This is a genomic window from Microbacterium proteolyticum, from assembly GCF_030818075.1.
GTDB classification, from domain to species: Bacteria; Actinomycetota; Actinomycetes; order Actinomycetales; family Microbacteriaceae; genus Microbacterium; species Microbacterium proteolyticum_A.
Genome location: NZ_JAUSZZ010000001.1, coordinates 2,870,841 through 2,891,609 on the forward strand (window position 1 = coordinate 2,870,841; position 20,769 = coordinate 2,891,609).

Annotated in this window: 20 protein-coding genes; 14 read left to right on the top strand and 6 right to left on the bottom strand. The window is 67.4% G+C overall.

The window, feature by feature from the left end:
- Positions 1 to 127: 127 nt before the first annotated feature.
- From QE392_RS13350 to QE392_RS13370, 5 genes are all read right to left on the bottom strand, one after another.
- Complete coding sequence (locus QE392_RS13350) at positions 128 to 1,186, bottom strand: hypothetical protein (RefSeq protein ID WP_307452511.1); 1,059 nt, start codon at positions 1,184 to 1,186, stop codon at positions 128 to 130.
- A 101-nt stretch (positions 1,187 to 1,287) separates the two neighbouring features.
- Positions 1,288 to 2,415, bottom strand: coding sequence for a polysaccharide pyruvyl transferase family protein (locus QE392_RS13355; RefSeq protein WP_307452513.1), 1,128 nt, complete (start codon positions 2,413 to 2,415; stop codon positions 1,288 to 1,290).
- A 45-nt stretch (positions 2,416 to 2,460) separates the two neighbouring features.
- Positions 2,461 to 3,534, bottom strand: coding sequence for a glycosyltransferase family 4 protein (locus QE392_RS13360; RefSeq protein WP_307452515.1), 1,074 nt, complete (start codon positions 3,532 to 3,534; stop codon positions 2,461 to 2,463).
- Positions 3,531 to 4,595 (bottom strand): glycosyltransferase, encoded by a 1,065-nt coding sequence (locus tag QE392_RS13365; RefSeq protein WP_307452518.1) that lies wholly within the window; start codon positions 4,593 to 4,595, stop codon positions 3,531 to 3,533. The genes QE392_RS13360 and QE392_RS13365 overlap by 4 nt, the downstream gene beginning before the upstream one ends.
- A gap of 352 nt (positions 4,596 to 4,947) precedes the next feature.
- Positions 4,948 to 5,499, bottom strand: a complete 552-nt coding sequence (locus tag QE392_RS13370) for a CPBP family intramembrane glutamic endopeptidase (RefSeq protein WP_307452520.1) — start codon at positions 5,497 to 5,499, stop codon at positions 4,948 to 4,950.
- 304 nt (positions 5,500 to 5,803) lie between these two features.
- Between QE392_RS13370 and QE392_RS13375 the strand changes: the two genes are divergently transcribed.
- The 7 genes from QE392_RS13375 to QE392_RS13405 all read left to right on the top strand — a co-directional run bounded on the left by QE392_RS13375 (position 5,804) and on the right by QE392_RS13405 (position 14,364).
- Entirely contained in the window at positions 5,804 to 6,430 is a 627-nt protein-coding gene (locus QE392_RS13375; RefSeq protein ID WP_307452523.1) for an arsenate reductase/protein-tyrosine-phosphatase family protein, read from the top strand.
- Positions 6,431 to 6,582: 152 nt separating this feature from the next.
- Positions 6,583 to 8,061, top strand: coding sequence for a polysaccharide biosynthesis tyrosine autokinase (locus tag QE392_RS13380; protein ID WP_307452525.1), 1,479 nt, complete (start codon positions 6,583 to 6,585; stop codon positions 8,059 to 8,061).
- Positions 8,062 to 8,260: 199 nt separating this feature from the next.
- Positions 8,261 to 9,955 (top strand): DUF4012 domain-containing protein, encoded by a 1,695-nt coding sequence (locus tag QE392_RS13385; RefSeq protein WP_307452528.1) that lies wholly within the window; start codon positions 8,261 to 8,263, stop codon positions 9,953 to 9,955.
- 213 nt (positions 9,956 to 10,168) lie between these two features.
- Complete coding sequence (locus QE392_RS13390; protein WP_307452530.1) at positions 10,169 to 10,756, top strand: hypothetical protein; 588 nt, start codon at positions 10,169 to 10,171, stop codon at positions 10,754 to 10,756.
- Between the two features lie 435 nt (positions 10,757 to 11,191).
- Positions 11,192 to 11,818, top strand: coding sequence for an SMP-30/gluconolactonase/LRE family protein (locus tag QE392_RS13395; protein ID WP_307452532.1), 627 nt, complete (start codon positions 11,192 to 11,194; stop codon positions 11,816 to 11,818).
- 440 nt (positions 11,819 to 12,258) lie between these two features.
- Entirely contained in the window at positions 12,259 to 13,590 is a 1,332-nt protein-coding gene (locus QE392_RS13400; protein ID WP_307452535.1) for a hypothetical protein, read from the top strand.
- Between the two features lie 129 nt (positions 13,591 to 13,719).
- A complete protein-coding gene (locus tag QE392_RS13405) occupies positions 13,720 to 14,364 on the top strand; it encodes a formylglycine-generating enzyme family protein (RefSeq protein WP_307452538.1) in 645 nt (214 codons plus the stop codon).
- A 106-nt stretch (positions 14,365 to 14,470) separates the two neighbouring features.
- Here QE392_RS13405 and QE392_RS13410 read toward each other — a convergent pair whose 3' ends face one another.
- Entirely contained in the window at positions 14,471 to 14,821 is a 351-nt protein-coding gene (locus QE392_RS13410) for a MarR family winged helix-turn-helix transcriptional regulator (RefSeq protein ID WP_307452540.1), read from the bottom strand.
- Positions 14,822 to 15,012: 191 nt separating this feature from the next.
- Between QE392_RS13410 and idi the strand changes: the two genes are divergently transcribed.
- Genes idi through QE392_RS13445 form a run of 7 tightly spaced genes read left to right on the top strand, consistent with a single transcriptional unit; the run spans position 15,013 to position 20,732 of the window.
- A complete protein-coding gene (gene idi, locus QE392_RS13415; protein WP_307452543.1) occupies positions 15,013 to 15,564 on the top strand; it encodes an isopentenyl-diphosphate Delta-isomerase in 552 nt (183 codons plus the stop codon).
- A complete protein-coding gene (locus QE392_RS13420; protein ID WP_307452545.1) occupies positions 15,561 to 16,631 on the top strand; it encodes a polyprenyl synthetase family protein in 1,071 nt (356 codons plus the stop codon). The genes idi and QE392_RS13420 overlap by 4 nt, the downstream gene beginning before the upstream one ends.
- Positions 16,628 to 17,497 carry a phytoene/squalene synthase family protein gene (locus tag QE392_RS13425; RefSeq protein WP_307452548.1) on the top strand — a complete coding sequence of 290 codons (870 nt, stop codon included), beginning with the start codon at positions 16,628 to 16,630 and terminating at the stop codon, positions 17,495 to 17,497. The genes QE392_RS13420 and QE392_RS13425 overlap by 4 nt, the downstream gene beginning before the upstream one ends.
- On the top strand, positions 17,494 to 19,050 hold the full coding sequence (gene crtI, locus QE392_RS13430) for a phytoene desaturase family protein (RefSeq protein ID WP_307452550.1): 1,557 nt from the start codon (positions 17,494 to 17,496) through the stop codon (positions 19,048 to 19,050). Before QE392_RS13425 ends, crtI begins: the two co-directional genes overlap by 4 nt.
- A gap of 1 nt (position 19,051) precedes the next feature.
- A complete protein-coding gene (locus QE392_RS13435; RefSeq protein ID WP_307452551.1) occupies positions 19,052 to 19,531 on the top strand; it encodes a lycopene cyclase domain-containing protein in 480 nt (159 codons plus the stop codon).
- The gene (locus QE392_RS13440) at positions 19,528 to 19,845 is read left to right on the top strand and encodes a lycopene cyclase domain-containing protein (RefSeq protein ID WP_307452553.1); all 318 of its coding nucleotides are present in this window, start codon (positions 19,528 to 19,530) and stop codon (positions 19,843 to 19,845) included. Before QE392_RS13435 ends, QE392_RS13440 begins: the two co-directional genes overlap by 4 nt.
- A complete protein-coding gene (locus QE392_RS13445; RefSeq protein ID WP_307452555.1) occupies positions 19,842 to 20,732 on the top strand; it encodes a prenyltransferase in 891 nt (296 codons plus the stop codon). Before QE392_RS13440 ends, QE392_RS13445 begins: the two co-directional genes overlap by 4 nt.
- The last annotated feature ends 37 nt before the right edge of the window (positions 20,733 to 20,769 follow it).

Sequence of the window (20,769 nt, forward strand, 5' to 3'; positions counted from 1 at the left end):
TCGGTTCGACCTAACCGCGTCGAGCGGTCGAGGCCCTCTCACCCTTCAGCCTGCCAAGCGATTCGACCACCAATCACACGAACCCGACGAAGCAACGCTCCCCGCTTCGCCGTGACGGTCGCTTCCCTCACTGCGTTTGAATATCACCTTCAGACCGTGACCGACGATCCCGGGAGTCCATCACGGTGTACAGCACGATGGTCACCATCTGAGCGAGGACGAATGCTGCGAAAACGGCGACCATCGTCCCCGACAGGGCGGCTGCCGTCGTGGTCAACGTCACGTTCACGACGGCCGAGACGAAACGGGCGGTGAAGACGGTACGGACCGAACCGCGTCGCCGAAGCGAGGCGAAGGGGGCCGTCTCCGAAATGGTGAGCAGCTTCCATACGCTCGCGAGGAGAAGGATCGCGACGGTGACGGGTTCCCACGCCTCGCCGTAGACGAGCATTAGGACGCCCGTGAAGTGAAGGACGAGCACCGAACTCAGCGCGAGCGCGGACAGCCCATAGCATCCGACGATCAAGCGCTTCGAATGGCGACCCAAAAGGCGTACGCGTACGTATCCGAGAATCGGCTGGAGTACGCCCAAGGTCGACAAGACGAGCCGGAAAGCGACGGTATCAGCCGGCCCGAGGAACGCCAGAATGGCGAAATTCGTCACGTACGGAATCGCCGCGACGACCGCGGTCTCCATCGTGATCCAGATCACCGTCGAGGTCGCCGGTCGCCCTGCCACGCGCCACGGGGCACCGACACTCCGGGAAGCCGCAGCGACGGCCGCGCCGACGCCCAGCGGCACGTAGGCCAGAGGGCTCGTCGACAGCAGGAGCAGCAGGGCGACGAGCAGGGCGATGCTCAGCGCCGCCGCCGCGACCAGCTCGGTTTTCCAAGCTGACGCGTTGACGGCGTGGAGACGGCCGATCTGCAAGGCCACCATGCAGGCCGGCAGACCGATGCAGATGAACACGGGCGAGATCTCGCCGAGGGCGAGGAGCACGCCGCCGAGGAGTCCGAGCAGAGTCGCCCAGAGGGGCACGTAGGTCTTCTCAGCGAGGCGCGGCTCGGCCAACCGCGCTTCGAGGGTGGCGGCCCCCGCGATGGCAGCCAGGAACGCCCCCGTTCCCGCCGCGATGGCGACGGCGGCCTGCTCGTCGATTGAGAGCAGACGCGCGGAAGCCGCCATCACCGCGAGCGGGGGTGAGTGCTACGAGGCCGCCGGTGCCCATCATGAGCAATGGCAGAGCAGCCGCCGCGACGCTCTTCCCTCTCCGCGAACCCGCCAACTCAGCCTCGCGCGACGCGGAGATCAGCCAGGAGGGTCTCGCGCGCGCCGTTGATATGCGCGGCCCGCTCGGCGACCGCGTTCCAGTAGCCGGAACTATCGGTCGACAGCGCCAGAGCCTGACGTCTCACGAGATCGGGGTCGAAATCGAACGCGTTGTGCACGTATTCAGCGATCCCGAGATCCTCGTACGCACCCCATCCCTTGCGCTCATAGCTGAGGTGGATGGCGGGCACGCCGTTTCGGATGCTCTGGATCGCGCCGTGCAGGCGCACGGAGACGATCACATGCGGACGGTCGTCCGCGGTGGATGACGTGGCCTGGATGAGACTGCTCTCGGCGGCCCGACCGAGCGTCTCGCTGTAGAACCGATCGTCGTTGTTGCCGCGGGCGCTCGCCTGCAGCAACGGCCTCGCATGCAGCGAGGCGACGGTGCGGCGGATCGCGTCCACATATCGCGCCATGCGCGTGCGGGTCGAGTGCAGGCTGCGTGCGACCAGGCCGAACGTCGCAGAATCTTCCGTCTCCGCGGCGATGCGGGGATGCACGGTCATCGAGCCAAGAGGGAGGACGGCCGTGTCCGGCGTGCGCCGAACCGTCGCCGAGCCCTCCAGCAGGGAAAGGGAACGGTCATCGCGGACATGCCACACGATGTTCGCACCATGCGTACGCACGAGCGCCTGCGTCCCCCACCGCAGGGCACCGACGCTCTGCGGGAGGTACACCGCCGGTGTGGCCGACCGATTGGCGGTAGCCAGCTGCGGAAGGTGCGCAAGCACCATCTTGAGGGCCTCCACTGCGTTGGCCCCCCGCATGTACCCGCCGCCGACGCCGACGATCAAATCCGCTTCGTCCAGGAGACGGGAGGTCTTCTGCGGCAACCGGAGCCCCCGCAGGACCGAAATCAGCGCCGCGCGCAGGACCGTCGTGTTCGACGCGGAGCGCGCCTCCCCCGTGAAGGGGTGGACGAATCGCACGTTGGCGCGGTCGGTGAAGCTGTCGGGGTCGAGAGCGAGCACGATGACCTCGGCGCGCTCGTCCACCTCCTCGATGAGACGGATCGCCTCCTCGACGAGAAGGCCGTCACCGGAGTTGGTGGAGCTGTAAGCGTGGGCGATGACGTATCTCATGAAACTCCGGGCGAGAGGCCGAGGGCGGCGGGACGAGGATCGCGATCAGCGGGCAAGCGAATGGAAGATCTCGGCGTGACGCGCCGACGATGAATCCCAGTCGAATCGCGCGGCGTTGGCGAGCCCGGCCCCGCGGAGACGTTCCTGCTCGCCCGGACTGGCGAGGAGATGCTGCATTGCCTGCGCGATCGTGTCGGGATCGCGCTTGTCGAGCACGAGGGCGGCGCCGCCCGCGACCTCGGCGAGCGAGCCCTTGTCGCTGCAGATGACCGGGGAACCGCACGCCATCGCTTCTAGCACGGGGAAGCCGAACCCCTCGTAGTGGGACGGGAAACAGAAGGCGACGGCGTTCTGCATCAGTGTGATCAGCGAGTCGTCGGGGACCCGACCGAGGTAGATCACTCCCTCGGTTCCGCGGACGCTCCGCAAGATCTCCTCGCTGTCCCAGGCCGGGGCTCCCGAGATGACGAGAGGCACACCGGTGGCGCGGAAGGTCGTGGATGCCGCCTCCGTGAGGGCGACGACGTTCTTGCGGGGATCGAGGTTGCCCGCGTAGAAGAAGTACCTCTCCGGCACGCCCAGCTCGCTCAGGGCCGCCTCCGCCCCGCTCAGCGGACGGGTGTTGAACTTCTCATGATCGATTCCGTGGTGTATCACCTCGATCCGTTCAGCCGCGGACGGCTCGAAGAAAGCGATATCGTCGGCGGACGTCTGCGACACGGTGACGATCCGGTCACTGGTACGCGCGAGCCTGCGGACACGTCCTTTCCAGAGAGCGTCCGCCCCGGTGGAACGCACCCCGGGCATGTGCAGCGTCGCGAGACCGTGGATCGTGCCGACCACCGGCTTACCACTCTTGACGACCGATCCGGTGTCCGCGGGGAAATGGACGACGTCGACATCAGAGGGGGTGAAGCGCGGCCAGACCACGCCCTCGGCGAGGGCGAACGCGGCACTGCGGACCTTGCCTCGGTTCACGCTTCGGGGCAGGCGACCCACCTGGAACTCGACGCCGTGCTCGGCGATGCGGTCGTACACACTCCGCACGTAACGCGTATTGCCGCCGACCTGATGGTCGTAGACGCGTCCCGACAGCAGCACACGGGTCATCGAACTCATCTCGTTGTCGTCGCCACGGCGGCGACGGGTGCCAATCGTCGGCCGCTTGCGGACTCGTAGGCCTCGATCAGGGCTGCGCGCTGTCTGTCGCAGGTATTCGGGGCGAGTGCCGATCGCGTCCTCTGCACCAGATTGCACAGATCGGCCTGCGAACGCAAACGGGAGACGATGGTGGCGAGGTCGTCCGGATCGTCGAACTGAGGGATGTCCATCCCCGCGTAGGCCGGGATTTTCCGGGCAAGAAGGGGCACGCCGACCGCGGCCGCCTCGAGGATCGCGACCGGGAATCCCTCCCAGGCCGCCGTGTGCACGTAGAGGTCAGCTTCACCCAGGGTGCTGAGGGCGGCATCCCTCGTCAGCCATCCCGTGACGTCGATCCCCGCGGGGGCGAATCGCGCCCGCAGCGCGTCGCTTCCCCCAATCCACGTCGCACGGACGTCCAGGCCGCGGCCCCGAAGGGTTTGAACGCACTTCAGGAAGAAGTCTGGGTCCTTCTGTACGGCGTCCCGGCCCGCGCCGACGATGTGGAGGGCGCGAGAGCCGTCGTAGGCGTGTTCGCGGTCGAAGCCCCCCGACACGGCGATGTTGGGGACGTACACCACGGCTCGCCGCGGCCATCCCGTGCTCAGCTCGGCCTCGCGCTCCGAGCACGCAGCGAACACGCCGGTGCGCAGGGCGAGCGAGCGCTCCACGAGTCGGAAGACGACCCGCTTGGTGAGGCTGACGTCCAGGCGCTCGGATGCATAACAGTGGGGCGTGTACACCATGCGATTACGCGAACCCAGGTTGGCGACGCGGGCGTACACCCCGGCATAGCTCGAGTGCGCGTGCACGACGTCCCACTCGCGTGACCGGAGGGCGTCTCTCACTGTCCGGAGCCGAGCCGAATGACTCGACCCCATCGGGACGGCCGACGAGAACGCGCCGAGGACGGACCGTGAGATCGGCGAGTCATCCCGCTCGCCGTAGATCAGGTGGTGCTCGAACTCCGGCAGACTCGCGGCGTAATCGAGAATGGCGTTGCCCACACCGCCAGCGAAGCTCTCGGCGATGTGCAGCACGCGGAAAACGGCCGTGGCGGTCGATTCTCCGCCCCGCAGCCCTTCCGGTGTACTCGCAGAGGGCGTGGCCGGCTGGCGCGTGGTCGTTCGACTCCGGGTTTTCACGACCACGGATTCATTGAGGAAGTCGGGGGACGACGACGACGTCGTGCCAACCTTGAGTTCTAACGTCAAAGTGCACCGACCTCTCTTTTGGTCTGCTAGCTCGGGCCGTTAAAAAGAACCCTAACAGCACATTCATCCGACGAAACAACGCCGCGAGTAAACGTCGTGTTTCGCAGGACCACACAGCACACAAACCGCCTCGACTTAGGCCTGGACTGGCAGATCAAAAATGCCCCTGATGAGGCGTTTACGACAAGATCATGCCCACGAGGGCCAGCGCAAGAAAGGACGTGTTGTAGGCCAGGTGAATGATTACAGCGGACCATATGCGACCGGTGAGCAATACGAGGAGACCGCAGGTGACTCCGACGACGAACACCTGAAACGCCGCGACGGCTCCGAGGGGCTCGAACGGCACATGGATCAGGAGGAAAGCACCGGAGGTAGCCAGCACGGAGGCCGCCGAGGCGGCGACCGCCCCGGCGGCTCTGCGGAGCAGCTGGAACAGCGACACCAGCAGGACGGCCCGGAAGAAAAATTCCTCGATCAACGGCGAGACCAACGCTCCTCGAAGCGCCACGGTGGACCACCAGTCGATCGGAACTGTGCCGTCCGGCGTTGCCACGGTCGGGAAGGCACTCGCACCCGCTCCGCTCGTAGCCCCCTGCAATAGGCGAAGGGTCAGTCCCGCTGCGATTCCCCACAGCGCGTCGGTGGACCGGAAGCGGAGAAGACCCGCCGGCCGAGACCGCGAGAAGCCGAAGACGACGGCGCCGGCGAGCGCGATCCAGAGAAGCACGTTCGATACGAGCGGAGCCCAGGGTGTCGGTATCCGGGCGACCACGGTCGAGGTCGCAACACCGACCCCACCGCATACGATCGCCGTCGCGACGAGCGAGCCGTTCCACCCGCGCACGGATGAACCGCCCAGGCGCCAATCCCGTCGCATCCGCCTAGGGCGGACGGCGACGGAATTCTCGCCTGCCCCACTACGCGAGGGAATGGGCGGTGAATCTCCATCGCTAGGGTCGAAGTGCACGTCGCTAACCTACGGGCCGAGGCGTGGTTCTTGATCTAACAGGCACAGACGAACGGACGCATTCATGAACATTCTCACGGTGTGCACGGGCAATATCTGCCGATCCCCATTGGTCGAGCATCTTCTCACGCAGGCGTTTTCCGATCTCGACGTCTCAGTCGCAAGCGCCGGAACCCGGGCTCGTGGCGGGATGACGATGCCACGCGAGGCGATCGAAACCGCCGTGTCGCTGGGCATCGCCCGACCGCTCGACGTGGAGCATCGGGCCCGACTGCTCACACCGGCACTGCTCGACGGCGTCGATCTCGTTCTGCCTCTTGCTCGCGAGCACCGACGCGAGATCGTCGAACTGGCCCCGGCGCTGACACGCAAGGCGTTCACGCTCCGGGAATTCGGCCGGCTGGCCGCGGGAATGTCAGACGAGGAGCTCCTCTCGGGTACTGCTGCGTCGGCGCAGGACGCGACGCCGACCGCGTTGCTGGAAGGCTTCCTCAAGACGCTCGGAGCCCGTCGGGGGCTGATCGATCCCCCTCGGACGCCGCTCGACGACGACGTCATCGATCCCTTCGGCCGGTCCGCGGATGTGTACCGGCAGACCGCAAGGGAGCTCGAGCAGAGTGTGCCGACGGTCGTTCGCGTCGTCCGGCTGGCCTTCGCCGCGACGGCGACGACACGTACGCCGGATCAATGAACCGCGGAGCCAACGGGACAACGATCAGCTCACATGTCCCTCGGCACCAGGGATGGTCCCTTCAAGAACACCAGTCGGAAACATTCCATGTGTAAGACTGATGCGGATTCCGCGCTGCAGAAATCCAACCCAGCGCATATTCGAGAGGCATCATGGAGCTCAGCGATTACATCCGCATCCTCCGCAAGAACTGGCTCATGATGGTCGTGCTGACGCTGCTCGGCGTCGGCGCGGCCACTGCCTATACGCTCACTCGGACCCCCGTCTATGAGTCGCAGAGCACGGTTTTCGTCTCCACACAGGGCGGAAGTACGACGGCTGAACTGCAGCAGGGATCGAGTTTCACGCAGGCTCGGATCAACACGTACGTCGGCCTGGTGGACACCCCGGCGGTACTGGATCCGGTCATCGCGAACCTCGGACTCGCGGATTCGGCTGAGACGCTCGCCGCTCGAGTCACCGCATCGGCGGCTCTCAACTCCACTCTCATCACCGTCATGGTCTCCGGCAACGACCCCGCAGATGCCGCTGACGTGGCGAACGCGGTCGCATCTAGCCTCGCGACCGTCGTGCCGCGTCTCGAGCCCGAGGCCGAAGACGGCTCGAGCCCGGTCCGACTGAGTCCCGTCCGGGACGCTCAGCCCGCTCTGCGTCCGACCAGCCCGAACGTTCCCTTGAACCTCGCGATCGGCGGCCTGATCGGTCTGCTCGCAGGCCTCGTCGCCTCGGTCCTGCGGACCAGCCTGGACAACCGCGTGCGGACACCGCGCGATGCCGAGCAGCTCACCGGCGCCCCTGGCATCGGTGCCATCGCCTACGACGCCAAGGCGAAGGAACGCCCGCTCATTGTCCACGCAGACCCCTTGAGCCCTCGGGCGGAATCGTTCCGTGCGTTGCGAACAAACCTACAGTTCCTCGACATGGGCGGTCGGTCGAGCTTCGTCGTCACCAGCTCCATTCCCAGCGAGGGGAAGTCGACCACGACAATCAACCTCGCGATCGCGCTCGCCGACGCGGGCAAGCGGGTAGCCCTGCTCGACGCCGATCTACGCAAACCGAAGATCGCCGAGTATCTTGGCGTCGAGGGCGGTGCCGGCCTGACGGACGTCCTCATCGGGCGCGCGACGATCAACGACGTGATGATGCCGTGGGGCGGCCGCAGCCTCTACGTCCTCCCCTCCGGCAAGATCCCTCCCAACCCCAGCGAACTGCTCGGTTCGCAGCAGATGGGGAATCTTTTGGAGATGCTCGAGCGGGAGTTCGACGTCGTGCTCTGCGATGCCCCGCCGCTGCTCCCCGTCACGGACGCCGCCATCCTCGCCCGCGTGACGAGCGGCGCAATCATGATCGTCTCGGCCGGCAAGACGACGAAGCACCAGCTTGCGGGCGCGACCGATGCCCTGAACACCGTCGGGGCGAAGCTGGCCGGCTTCGTCATGTCCATGGTGCCGACCCGCGGTCCCGACTCCTACTATTCGGGATACGGCTACGGTTACGGCTACGGCTACACGCAGGAATCGACATCGAAGAAGAACCGCACACCAGCGGAGTCCCGACGGGGTGGTCTCAACGTCTTTCCCGCGGCCGAGGACGGGAACTCCCGGCGCGCGTCTCGAGACGTCGCGCGCTGACCCGTTCACCGGTGACGGTGCGCAACGTACGGGGTCGGATCGACCGGGTGCGCAGTCAACGACGAGGACCTGAGAACGGATGAGTGGTCACTTTCTTCCGCCCGCGGCCCACCGCGTCGGACGAGTGCTCGCGTGGAGCGTCGGCTCCCTCCTCCTTCTTGCGCTCGTCGCCATCGGGTGGGTCGGCATCCGCGGCTCGATGGCTTTCGAGCACATGAACGCTTTGAAGGCGGACGCGCCGTCGCTCTTGAGCAAGGTGGCGGCCGACCCTGCGGCCGCAGGAGACTCCCTCCGCGGGCTGATCGAGCATTCGGCTGCGGCTCGGGAGTTGACATCGGACCCGATCTGGCTTCTCGCCGAGGGCACCCCGTGGGTCGGCCCGCAGTTGAACGCCTTTCGCGTCGTCACCGCCTCCACCGATCGACTTCTGAGAGGAGCAGTGTCGCCGCTGATCGAAGCGACCCGGCAGGTTCCCCTGGAGACGCTGAAATCCCCGGGCGGACGCCTCGACATGTCCGTCCTGGCGCCGCTCTCGGGTGCGGCGGAATCGTCGGCCGCAATCGCGCAGTCAGCTGCCGGCGCTGTGTCAGACATCGATCGCGCTCCGCTGGTGGGGCGGGTGGACGTCGCGGTGGAAGAGGCGGATGCGCTCTTCACACGGTCGGCCGGAGCGTTGGACGCATTTTCCCGCGCCACGAAGCTCCTGCCCTCGATGCTCGAGCCCGGAGCACCCCGCACCTATCTGATCCTCGTCCAGAACAATGCGGAGTGGCGTTCGCTCGGCGGCATCTCGGGCACCGTGATCCAGCTCGAGTGGAACGGTCAGTCCATTTCGCTCGGACAGACGATCTCCGCAGCCGCCCTCACGCGGCTTCTCCCGGACGCCGGGTCCGTTCTGCCCGCAGATATCGAGTCGGTCTACCAGTCGAGGCCGGGGCGGTACTTTCAGAATCTGACGCAAATCCCGGACTTCACGTTCGACGGACCGCTGGCCCGGGACATGTATCAGGCCGCCACCGGCGTCGAGGCGGATGGCGTCCTCTCCGTCGACCCCGTCCTGCTGTCCTACCTTCTCACGGCGACGGGTCCCGTCACTCTGCCGACCGGCGGGCAGTTGGATGCGGGCAATGCACCTGCGCTGCTCATGAGCGACGTGTACGCAAAGTTCTCCCGGCCCGTGGACCAGGATGCGTATTTCGCATCCGCCGCATCGCTCGTCTTCGGCAAGCTGCTGTCCGCGCAGGGCTCGATGGCCGCGATGTTGAGTGGGCTGACCCGTGGTGTTGAGGAGCATCGCCTTCGGGTGTGGAGTGCGAACGCAGACGAGCAGCGCGTCATTGTAGGCACCCCCATCGCGGGAGACCTCCCGGAGAATGATCCGGAGACCGCCAGGGTGGGCGTGTTTCTCAACGACGGCACCGGGTCGAAGATGAGCTACTACCTGAAGCCGACCGTCGACATCGCCTGGTCGGGATGTCCCGTCCGCAGCGAGGACGCACGACCCGACTTGACGATAACCCTCTCGATCGCGAGCGATGCGCCCGCCGACGCCGCGACGTCGCTTCCCGCGTACGTCACCGGCAATGGACGATACGGCGTGCCGCCCGGTTCCGCCTCAGTCGTGGGCAACATCTATCTGCCGGAGGGACTCGAGCTGGTCGCGGCGACGATGCCGGACGACGCGTCTTACGAGACCGCCACGATCGGAACGCACCAGGTGGTGACTTTCGGGGCGCTTCTCGCCCCGCAGACGCAGAAGACCGTCACGCTCCTCGTGCGTTCGACGCTCACCGCCTCCCGCGCCGAGGCCTGGGTGACACCGACAGCCGACCCGGCACTGGATCCGGTCGTCGAGGTCGATTGCGTCCCCTCCTCCCCAGCGCTTGTGGGATGAGTGTGCGTGTTTCGTACGTCGGCAAGGAGCGAACAGACGAAATTAATGTGCTGGAAACCCTCCCAGTTTGCGCCGGGCTTGCACCTAAGCAATACTCAGAAATGCGCTTATATAAATCAACCGCACTGTCGTTGTCCTTCCCTTGCGTTCGTTTCGGATAGCGCGCACGCGGTCCACCTATCCCCGGTCGCCCGGATTTGAAAGCAGGCATTCATGAAGCTCAACTTCGCAAAGGTCGGTGCCTCCGCCGCCCTCGCCGGCGCGCTGCTTCTCGCAGCGCCGGTCGTCGCAAACGCCGCGACGCCGGAGTATCCCCCCACGGGACCCGGTGTGCAGTCCCGTCAGATCAGCGAGGACGGCCCCCAGGGCTTCGGTGGCTACTTGCCGGGTAGCCCTGTCACCTTCACGCTGACCGGCGTGGGAGTGACGGCCTCGAACATCGCCTCCGCCGGCGCCTCCGTGACCTCCGCGTCGGTCACCAAGTTCGCGGACGCATCGGGTTCGGCGGCCGCCGTGATCACGCTCCCGGAGCCGCAGATCGGCTCGTATGTCCTCACCGCGGCAGGAACCGCCGCGGACGGAACCCCTTCCACCTCGACTTCCGTGGTCGGTGGCGGCGCGGGCACCGGTGGAAGCTCCTCCACGGGGGGCGGCACCGAAGCGAGCTCGTCACTCGCCGAAACGGGCATGGACGCCAACTCGCTCCTCGGCTTCTGGATCGGCGGGGGGGCTCTCGTGCTCGCCGGCGCGACGGTCGCCGTGGCCGCCACGGCTCGTCGGAACCGCCGCAGCGCGGACTGACGCGCTCATCGTTCGAGAGGGCGCCGTCGACATCAGTCGGCGGCGCCCTCTCTGCGTTCACTCAAGCTGCGCCCACTGCTCCGTCCTCTGCAGAGGGCGTCAACCCGCCCCCGCGGAGCGGCCGCAGCCGTTTGACTGACTTCATGCCCCTTCCACTCGACGGCCGGATCCTGCAGAACCCCCGTTCCCCTCAGCATGTCGATGTCGCACAGCCGCGCGTGTGGGACGAGCGGCTCTCCGCCGTCCTGCCTCCGACGTCACGCCTGCTCTCGCTTTACGCCGACGCCACCTGGGCGGAGGGACCCGTCTGGTGGCCGGAGGAGCACTCCCTCGTCTTCAGCGACGTGATCGGCCGCCGAACGCTCGCTTGGCGGGAGGATGGCAGCATCGTCACGGTGCGCGATCGATCGGATTTCGCGAACGGGAACGCGATTGATGCACAGGGGTCGTCTCGTTCAGGCGGAGCACGGGCGTCGCGGAATCAGTCGAACAGACGAACGGCATACCGAACTACTCATCGACGCCTATGAGGGTGAGCCCTTGAACTCTCCGAACGACCTCCTCGTGGCATCCGATGGGGCGATCTGGTTCACCGATCCGACATACGGCATCTCCGACCCTCGAGAGGGCTACCCCGCAGATCCCGCCCTCCCCCACCAGAGCGTGTACCGCTGGTCCGACGCCGACGGGCTGCACCGAATGATCGACCTGGATCAGCCGAACGGCCTCGCGTTCAGTCGGGATGAGAAGACGCTCTACGTGACCGAATCGAACGCGCAACGTCTCCCCCGAATCGTCGCCTGCCGGTGGGACGGAGAAGTGCTGGGCACCCCGCGCACCTTCGCGACGGTGGATGCCGGCATCCCCGACGGCCTGGCAGTGGACAGCCGCGATTGGCTGTGGATCTCGAGCGAAGCCGGAGTCGTCATCGTCGATGGGGAGGGTGGACGACTGGGCGTCATCCCCACTCCACACGTCGTGAGCAACTGTGCGTTCGATGCCGCGGAGAAGCGACTGTTCATCACCGGCGACAGCGACCTGTGGATGGTGGAGCTTGCCTGACGACGGCGGAATTGGTCCCCGCTGGTCGCAGATCTCAACCTTTCGTGATCTTCGTGAAGAGCAAGCCCCGTACCCCACATGCACGAGGGAATTCATCCCGATTCGTGGCCACTTGCGCTTGAAACGGGCGGCTAGAGTTGAAGGGAAAGATCCGACCAATCGCGCGCGAATGTCGCGGTCGGCGGCCGTTTCTTGCACACAATTTTGCTCAGGTACTGGATGGCCGGATAGATGGGGGGCGGCATGATCGAGCCGACCATGGTGACGCCCGCCTGGCGGGTCTTTCATCGCTCAGAGCCGCTGCGCGCTTCCTCCCCCGGTGAGCCGGCTAGCTCGGGGGCAGGAGAGGGCGACATGGCAGTCGTCGCACGGCCGTCGTCGCCGTCATGCGTGGACCAGCGTGGTGCCGCTTCGCCTGTATCGCCTCAAGACGGAAACCGATGACATCCGTTAGCCGCCGCATCGACGTCGGGCCATCAGCAGACGATGCGATCGCGACGACATTCACCCTGAGCTGGCCCTGGTGGCTGCGTCCGAGTTGGGCCTTCGCCCTTCTCACCGGAACGATGGCTCTCATCGCGATCTCGCTCCCGTCGGAATTCTTTGTTGAGTGGCGTGTTCCGGACTACCTCGACGTCAACCTGTCCCTCGTCCTCGTCGTGCTTCTGCTGACGTTCCTGCTCAGCACCCTCGTCGGCGCCGGTCTCGCTTCTCGGGGCGGAAGTGTGACCATCGCCGTCACCGTCAAGCAGCTACGCTTTCTCCGCCGGGCATACCGGCTCCTTTTGGTTCTCAGTCTCGCCGGATACGCCCTCTGGCTTGGTAGCGCCATTTCACAGGGCGTGTCCATCGCAAACCTCACGAGCGTCCTCGACCGCGATCTGGGGGCCATCTCCGAGCTGAAGGCCAATAGCCGCCCCATCGGCGGGTTGACGACATTCACCCAATTCGGGCCGGTGGCGATTGCGCTCGGCGTGATCCTGCGGAAAATCGACGGTGGGGGTCGGATCTACTGGGTGTTGATAGGGCTCGCTGCATTTCGTGCGATGTTCTACGCCGAACGGCTGGCGCTGATCGAGGCCGTCCTGCCGCTCATCCTGCTGGCCGCGCTCACGGCACAGGGCAGGACGAAGCGGGCGGCACTCATCCGCGTCGCACCCATCGTCGCTCCCGTGATGGCGTGGGCGTTGTTCGCCACATTCGAGTATTCCCGCAGCTGGGTCTACTACCAGAACCTCACCAGCCTCCCGTTCGCGGAGTGGGTGAGCCTTCGGCTCGCGGGTTATTACACGACATCGTTCAACAACTCCGCTTTGATGGTCGACGCGACTCGCGGGATCAACGCTCAGCCGTACTTCGCCATTGACGGGTTCTGGAACTTCCCCGTCGTCGCCGCACTCTATCCGCATCAGGGCATGCAAGGTCTGGAGGCGACGGCATGGTGGGCCAATATCCTCAAGTCGAATGCGAACCCGGAGTTCAACAACACCGGGTCCTTCTTGGTCAGCTACGCCGAGTTCGGGATCGTCTTCGCGTTGCTGTTCTGGGTCGTCGTGGGCCTGACGTGCGGCGTGATCTTCGCTCGTATGACGAGGGGGAGCATTCCCGCACTGCTCGCGGTGACCACTCTTTTCGTGGGGCTGCTAGAGCTCTCTCGGTTCACTTATTGGACGCAGGGACGTGCGTTCCCTGTGCTCCTCGCAACGGCCATCATCGCTCTCACGTACCCGCGCATCCGCGCGAGTAGACAATCGCCGAGGCAACCTCGTTAGCGCATCGCCCTCCCCTCGCCTTCCGCTCCGACCGCGTACAGCACCGCCGACCCGCTGTCACCCATCCCACAGGATGGTCTCGCGCGGGTCATCCTGGAAACTGCACCGCGAGCGAGGGAACGGACGCGTATGAACGACGTCGAGATGGCATCCATCCCCGCCGGCCGCGTGCTGCGCGGCGACCTCCGAGGCGAGGGCCGGCGCGAGATCGTGGTCGACGCGTTCGAGATCGCCGTCTACCCCGTCACCGAGGAGCAGCTCGCGGAGCTTCTCGGCATCCCGTCCCGTCACCCCCGGCGCCCCGCCACCCAGATCAGTTGGCTGCGCGCGATCCGGCTCTGCAACGCGCTGAGCGAGTGGGAGGGGCTCGATCCGGTGTACGCGTTCGACGGCGAGGTCGTCGATCAGGATGCCGAGGCCGACGGCTTCCGCCTGCCCACGGAGGACGAGTGGGAGTACGCGTGCCGCGCCGGGTCGACGTCGGCGGCGTACGGGCCGGTGCGCGAGGTGGCGTGGACCGCGGCGGACGGCGTGGGGCATCCCTCCGACGTCGGGGCGCGTCTGCCGAACCTGCACGGACTGTTCGACACGCTCGGCAACGTCTGGGAGTGGTGCATGGATGCCTACGATCCCGACAGTGGGAGCGACGCACGCGCGTTCCGCGGCGGCGGGTGGTCGGACGCCCCGGCGCTCGTGCGGGCGACGGCGCGACGGGGTGGGCGGCCGCGGGATGCGTTCGACGATGTCGGGGTGCGGGTGGCGCGGACGCGGTGACGACGCGGGGGTGGCTGAGGCCGATGGCCGGCACCGGCCCTTCCGACGGGCTCAGGGTCCTCGGCGGGCGCGAGCGGAAGCGGGACTCCTCGTGGGAGGCGCGCGCTCAGTCGTCGGTCGTGAGGGCCTCGGTCAGCTCGTCCATGAAACGCGTCACGGTGGCGAGCTCGGCGTCGTCGAAGCGGTCGGCGATCTCGCGCATCGCCCCCAGGTGCACGCCGAAGTGCTGGAAGAACTCGCGCCGCGACTTGTCGGTGAGCACCACCACGCGGGCGCGACCGTCGGAGGGATGCGGACGGCGCTCGAGGTGCCCCGACGCGACCAGTCTGTCGATGAGCTTCGTCGTCGACGCGGTGGAGATGCGCAGATGCGTCGCCACGTCGTGCGGGCTGACGATCTGCCCCCGGTGCTCGCGGATGGTCAACATGCGCAACGTCGCCAGATCGCTGGCGTTCATGTCCATGTCGCCTTTCATGCCGCTATGCATGCGGTCGAGGGCATCGCTCAAGGTCTGAACGGCGCGCAGCGATGCCGTCACCGAAGGACGCGTAGCAGAGGTCGACACGGGGTTTGCCACGGTGGACACCCCCTTTCCGGCTGGGTATAGTCAGGCACACATCGCTAGCTAAACTAGCAAATGGGGGCGAGATGAGCGAGACCGAGTACGTGGTCCTCCTGGACGATTTCGGCAACGACATCGGCACGGCACCGAAAGCCAGCGTGCACGATACCGAAACCGCCCTGCACCTCGCATTCTCCTGCCACGTGCTCAACGGCGACGGCAAGGTGCTCGTCACCCGTCGGGCGCTGCACAAGAAGACCTGGCCGGGTGTCTGGACCAACTCGTTCTGCGGTCACCCGGCGCCGGCCGAACCCCTCGCGGCGGCGGTGCACCGTCGGGCCGAGTTCGAGGTCGGTCTGCGCGTGCGCGATCTCGAGCTCGCCCTGCCCCAGTTCCGCTATCGCGCGGTGGATGCGAGCGGCATCGTCGAGCACGAGATCTGCCCCGTGTTCGTCGCGCACACCGACGACGACCCGCGGCCCAACCCCGACGAGGTCGCCGAGTACCGCTGGGTCGACCCGCTCGACCTCGCCGCAGCCCTCAGCGCGACCCCGTGGGCATTCAGCCCCTGGCTCGTCCTCCAGGCTCAGCAGCTGCACCTGTTCGCGGACCCATCCGTCGTGAGGAGAGCATCGTGATCGTCGCCGTCCCGTCCGCTCCCACTGCCCGGCAAGAGATCGAGGACGCGATCGAAACGGCCCTCGAACGCCTCGCGTACCGCGTCATCCCCCTCGGTGAGGGTGCTGTCGCCCTCGTCTCCGCCATCCGGCGCGCCACGACGGGCGGCAAGCGGTTCCGGCCGCTGCTCGTCGCCGCCGCCTACGACACCCTCGACGGCGACGGCGTCGAGCTCTCGGCACTCTGGCAGGTGGCCGCAGCCTTCGAGCTGCTGCACACGGCGTTCGTGGTGCACGACGACGTCATCGACCACGATCTCGAGCGCCGCGGCATCCCGAACATCGGGGGCGAGTTCACGCAACGCGGTCTCGACAAGGGGGCCGACCAGAACGGTGCCGCGCTGCTCGGTGACGCCGCCGCCATCCTCGCCGGCGACATGCTGCTGCACGAAGCGGGTCGCCTCGTCGCCCTCGCCGACGTGCCGGCCCCCATGCGCGCCGACCTGCTGCGCCTCGTGGAGGATGCCGTCATCGTCTCGGCCGCCGGCGAACTGGCCGACGTCGAGAACGCCGTCTCCGCCGGAGACGTCGACCCGATGACGGTGCTCAAGGCCACCCGCGACAAGACGGCCGTCTACTCGTTCTCCGCGCCCCTGCAGGCCGGCGCCGTCATGGCCGGCGCGAGCGACGCTTCTCAGCACGCGCTCGAACGCTTCGGCGAACGCCTCGGCCTCGCCTACCAGCTCATCGACGACCTCATCGGGGCGTTCGGATCCTCCGCCGTCTCGGGCAAGGACGAGGGCTGCGATCTGCGCGAGGCGAAGAAGACGCACCTCATCTCCCTCGCGCGCGAAACAGCGGACTGGCCCGAGGTGAGCGTCGCGCTCGCCCAGGCCCACACCGGCCCCGTCGCCATCCGTGCCGCTCAGGCCGCACTCGCGGCATCCGGTGCCCGCAAAGCGCTCGAGCGCATGGTCTACGAGACGCTCGAGGAGGCCACGACGATCGTGGAGGGCGCCACCCTCCCCCCGGCCTGCACGGCCATGCTGCTCGGTCTCGTCGACACGGTGGCGGAGCGCGTTCCGTGACCACCGCCCACACGGGACTCGCACTCTATTCGCAGACAGCCGATGACGCCGCCGCCGCGGTGATCAACCGGTACTCGACGTCGTTCGGCATCGCCACGCGCCTGCTCGGTCCCCGCCCGCGACCGCACGTGCGCAACGTATACGCCCTCGTGCGCGTCGCCGACGAGATCGTCGATGGGCCCGCCCACGATGCGGGGCTCACCCCCGACAAGGAGCGCGCCGTCCTCGACGCTCTCGAGACCGAGGTGATGGATGCCATCGCCACCGGCTTCAGCGCCAACCTCGTCGTGCACGCCTTCGCCCGCACCGCCCGCGAGTGCGGCATCGGCGCCGACCTCATCGCCCCGTTCTTCGCCTCGATGCGCACCGACATCGACACCGCCGCCCACGACGACCTGTCGCACGACGCCTACGTGTACGGATCGGCGGAGGTCGTCGGGCTGATGTGCCTGCAGGTGTTCCTCAACGCGGGGATGTCGGCACCCGCGCGTCCCGCGGCCGATCTCGTCGACGGCGCCCGGCGCCTGGGCGCGGCGTTCCAAGACGTCAACTTCCTCCGCGACCTCGACGACGACGCCGAACGGCTGGGCCGCGACTATCTCGACGGCGCGGCCGACGACGAGCGGCGCGCCACGGTGCTCGACCGGATCGACGCCGACCTCGCCGCCGCGGCATCCGTCATCCCCCACCTGCCGCCCGACTGCCGCGCCGCCGTCACCACCGCGCACGACCTGTTCGCGGAGCTGTCGCGCCGGCTCCGCTCCTCCCCCGCGGGCGCCGGCCGCGTCCGCGTCCCCGACGGTGTCAAAGCCACCCTCGCCGCCCGCGCCCTCTTGGGGCGTCCACCGAAAGGTCCCCGTTCATGAGCACCCAGCGCATCGTCGTCGTCGGAGGCGGGATCGCCGGTCTCGGTACCGCTGCCCTCCTGGCCGACCGCGGACACGACGTCCAGCTCTTCGAGGCGCGCGACGCGCTCGGCGGGCGCGCCGGCTCGTGGGAGAGTGACGGGTTCCGCTTCGACACGGGCCCCAGCTGGTACCTCATGCCCGAGGTGTTCGACCACTTCTTCCAGCTGCTCGGCACGAGTGCCGCCGAGCAGCTCGATCTGGTGCGCCTCGACCCGGCGTACCGCGTCTACGGCCCTCCCGGAAAGGGAGAGCCCATCGACATCGTCTCGGGCCGCGAGGCCGTGCGTGCGTTGTTCGAAGAGCACGAGCCAGGCTCGGGCGACAACATCGACGCGTACCTCGACTCCGCGAAAGACGCCTACGAGCTGTCGACGTCGAAGTTCCTGTACGACCCGTACTCGTCGACGAAGGGCCTGCGCGACCCCGCCCTCGTCAAGCGTCTGCCCACCCTCATCCCGCTGCTCACCCGGACGCTGTGGAGCCGCGTCACCACCGACTTCCAGAACACGCGGCTGCAGCAGATCCTCGCCTACCCGGCGGTGTTCCTCGGTGGCTCGCCCTTCGAGGTGCCCAGCCTGTACCACCTCATGAGTCACCTCGACCTCGGAGACGGCGTGCTGTACCCGAAGGGTGGCATGACCGAGATCATCACGGCGATCGAGAAGCTCGCGCGCGAGCGCGGCGTGCGGATCGAGACCTCGTCTCCCGTGGATGCCATCATCACCGAGGCGGGTGTCGCGCGCGGCGTGCGCCTCGCCGACGGACGGGTGATCTCCGCGGATGCCGTGGTGTCGGGCGCCGACCTGCATCACACCGAGAACGACCTGCTCGAGGCGAAGGACCGGCAGTACCCGGAGAAGTGGTGGAAGGACAAGGTGCCGAGCCCCGGCGCCCTCCTGCTGCTGCTCGGTGTGAAGGGCGAACTCCCCCAGCTGACCCACCACACGCTGCTGTTCACCGACGACTGGCACACCAACTTCGACGCCATCTTCGGGGAGAACAAGAAGATCCCCGACCCCGCGTCCATCTACATCTGCCGGCCGAGCGCCACCGACGCCTCCGTCGCCCCCGCGGGCCACGAGAACCTCTTCGTGCTCGTCCCCGTGCCCGCCGACCCCGACAGCGGTCGCGGCGGCGTGTCGGGTGCCGGCGACGAACGCATCGAGAAGGCGGCCGACCGGGTGATCGCGCAGATCGCCGAGTGGACCGGCATCCCGGATCTCGCCGAACGCATCGTCGTGCGCAAGACCATCGCGCCGGAGGACTTCAAGGAAGACCTGCACGCGTGGCACGGCAACTCCCTGGGGCTCGCGCACACGCTCACGCAGAGCGCGATCTTCCGCCCCAAGAACCGGTCGCGCAAGGTCAAGAACCTGTACTACGCGGGCACCTCGGTGCTGCCGGGCATCGGCCTGCCGATGTGCCTCATCTCGGCGGAACTCGTCGTCAAGCGCATGACCGGCGACACCTCCCCCGGCCCTCTTGCGGAGCCGGCTCGCGCGGTGGTCTGACGTGCCCGGGATCTACCTGGGCGCGATCCTCTTCTCGTTGGTCGGCATGATGCTGATCGATGGGAAGTACTCGCTGGTGCTGTGGGTCGCCCCGGTGCGGGCGGCCGCGACCGTGCTGGTGGGGACTGCGTTCTTCCTCGCGTGGGACCTCGTCGGGATCGTCACGGGGGTGTTCGTCAAAGGCGAGAGCCCGCTGTTCGTCGGGGTGGAGCTCGCGCCGCACCTGCCGCTCGAAGAGGTGTTCTTCCTGCTCTTCTTGAGCTACCTGTCGCTCGTGATGTTCGCGGTGTTCGAGCGGTGGACGCGCGCTCGGACGGCCGGGGCGGGCACGGGAGACCGCGACCGGGCGGACGCGCGTAGCCGGACCCACGAGCGTGCCCGCGCGGGCGATCATGGCCGGGCCCACGAGCGCGCCCGCGCGGGCCATCATGGCCGGGTGGGTGACCGTGGCAGAGCCGGCGGGGACGGGCGGCACGCGTGACCTATCCGCTCATCGTCCTGCCGTTCGTCGTCGTCACGGCCGCAGTGACCCTCGCGACGCTGCGCCGCCCGCGGTTCCGCGAGCGGATGGCATCCTCGGGTCTGCTCGCCCTCGTGCTCGTCGGGCTCACTCTGGTCTTCGACAACCTCATGATCGCCGTCGACCTGTTCTCGTACCCCGAGGAGCATCTGAGCGGACTCCGGCTCGGGCTCGCCCCCATCGAGGACTTCGCCTACCCGCTGTGCGCCGCGTTCCTCGTGCCGGCGGTCTTCTCGCTGCTCTCGCCCCGCCCCTCCCCGAAGGATGTCGCATGACTCTGCCCGCCCTGACCCCCGGGCGCGTCGTCCGCGAGCTGTTCGTCTCGTCGCGGCCGGTCAGCTGGATCAACACCGCGTTCCCCTTCGCCGCCGCCTACCTGCTGACGACCCGGCAGGTCGACGCCACGCTGATCGTCGGCATCCTGTTCTTCCTCGTGCCCTACAACCTCGCGATGTACGGCGTGAACGACGTGTTCGACTACGAATCCGACCTCCGCAATCCCCGCAAGGGCGGCACGCACGGGGCGGTGCTCGACAAGCGCATGCACCGCATCACCCTGTGGGCGTCGGCCCTGTCGTGTCTGCCGTTCGTCGTCTTCCTCGTGATCGTCGGCTCGCCGCTGTCGTGGCTCGTGCTGGCGCTGAGCCTGTTCTTCGTCGTGTTCTACTCGGCACCACCGCTGCGGCTGAAGGAGCGACCCTTCGCCGACTCGGTCACGAGCAGCATCCACTTCTTCTCCCCCGCCGTGTACGGGCTCGTTCTCGCCGGCGCCGTATGGACGTGGCAGCTGGTGTTCGTGCTGGTGGCCTTCGCGCTGTGGGGCATCGCGTCGCACGCCTTCGGCGCCGTGCAAGACGTCGAGGCCGACCGCGCCGCCGACATCTCGTCGATCGCCACCGCCCGCGGAGCCCGTTGGACCGTGCGCTTCGCCCTCGTCGCCTACGCACTCGCCGGTGTCGCGATGCTGTTCACGGCGTGGCCCGGGCCCCTGGCCGCGGTGCTCGTGGTGCCCTACCTCGTGGTGTGCTGGCCCTACCGGAACGTGACGGATGCCGAGAGCGACCGCGCGACGGCCGGATGGAACCGCTTCCTCTGGTTGAACCAGATCGCCGGCTTCGGCACGACGATGCTGCTGATCTGGTGGTGGTTCCTCGCCGCGTAGCCCGGGACGCGGGTTGCACACCTGCGCCGGCACCGGT

Excerpts from the sequence above, each read along its gene's own strand:
- QE392_RS13350 (WP_307452511.1), bottom strand. The coding sequence starts at position 1,186 with ATGGCGGCTTCCGCGCGTCTGCTCTCAATCGACGAGCAGGCCGCCGTC.
- QE392_RS13355 (WP_307452513.1), bottom strand. The coding sequence starts at position 2,415 with ATGAGATACGTCATCGCCCACGCTTACAGCTCCACCAACTCCGGTGAC.
- QE392_RS13360 (WP_307452515.1), bottom strand. The coding sequence starts at position 3,534 with ATGAGTTCGATGACCCGTGTGCTGCTGTCGGGACGCGTCTACGACCAT.
- QE392_RS13375 (WP_307452523.1), top strand. The coding sequence starts at position 5,804 with ATGAACATTCTCACGGTGTGCACGGGCAATATCTGCCGATCCCCATTG.
- QE392_RS13380 (WP_307452525.1), top strand. The coding sequence starts at position 6,583 with ATGGAGCTCAGCGATTACATCCGCATCCTCCGCAAGAACTGGCTCATG.
- QE392_RS13385 (WP_307452528.1), top strand. The coding sequence starts at position 8,261 with ATGGCTTTCGAGCACATGAACGCTTTGAAGGCGGACGCGCCGTCGCTC.
- QE392_RS13390 (WP_307452530.1), top strand. The coding sequence starts at position 10,169 with ATGAAGCTCAACTTCGCAAAGGTCGGTGCCTCCGCCGCCCTCGCCGGC.
- QE392_RS13395 (WP_307452532.1), top strand. The coding sequence starts at position 11,192 with ATGCACAGGGGTCGTCTCGTTCAGGCGGAGCACGGGCGTCGCGGAATC.
- QE392_RS13400 (WP_307452535.1), top strand. The coding sequence starts at position 12,259 with ATGACATCCGTTAGCCGCCGCATCGACGTCGGGCCATCAGCAGACGAT.
- QE392_RS13405 (WP_307452538.1), top strand. The coding sequence starts at position 13,720 with ATGAACGACGTCGAGATGGCATCCATCCCCGCCGGCCGCGTGCTGCGC.
- QE392_RS13410 (WP_307452540.1), bottom strand. The coding sequence starts at position 14,821 with ATGAACGCCAGCGATCTGGCGACGTTGCGCATGTTGACCATCCGCGAG.
- idi (WP_307452543.1), top strand. The coding sequence starts at position 15,013 with ATGAGCGAGACCGAGTACGTGGTCCTCCTGGACGATTTCGGCAACGAC.
- crtI (WP_307452550.1), top strand. The coding sequence starts at position 17,494 with ATGAGCACCCAGCGCATCGTCGTCGTCGGAGGCGGGATCGCCGGTCTC.
- QE392_RS13445 (WP_307452555.1), top strand. The coding sequence starts at position 19,842 with ATGACTCTGCCCGCCCTGACCCCCGGGCGCGTCGTCCGCGAGCTGTTC.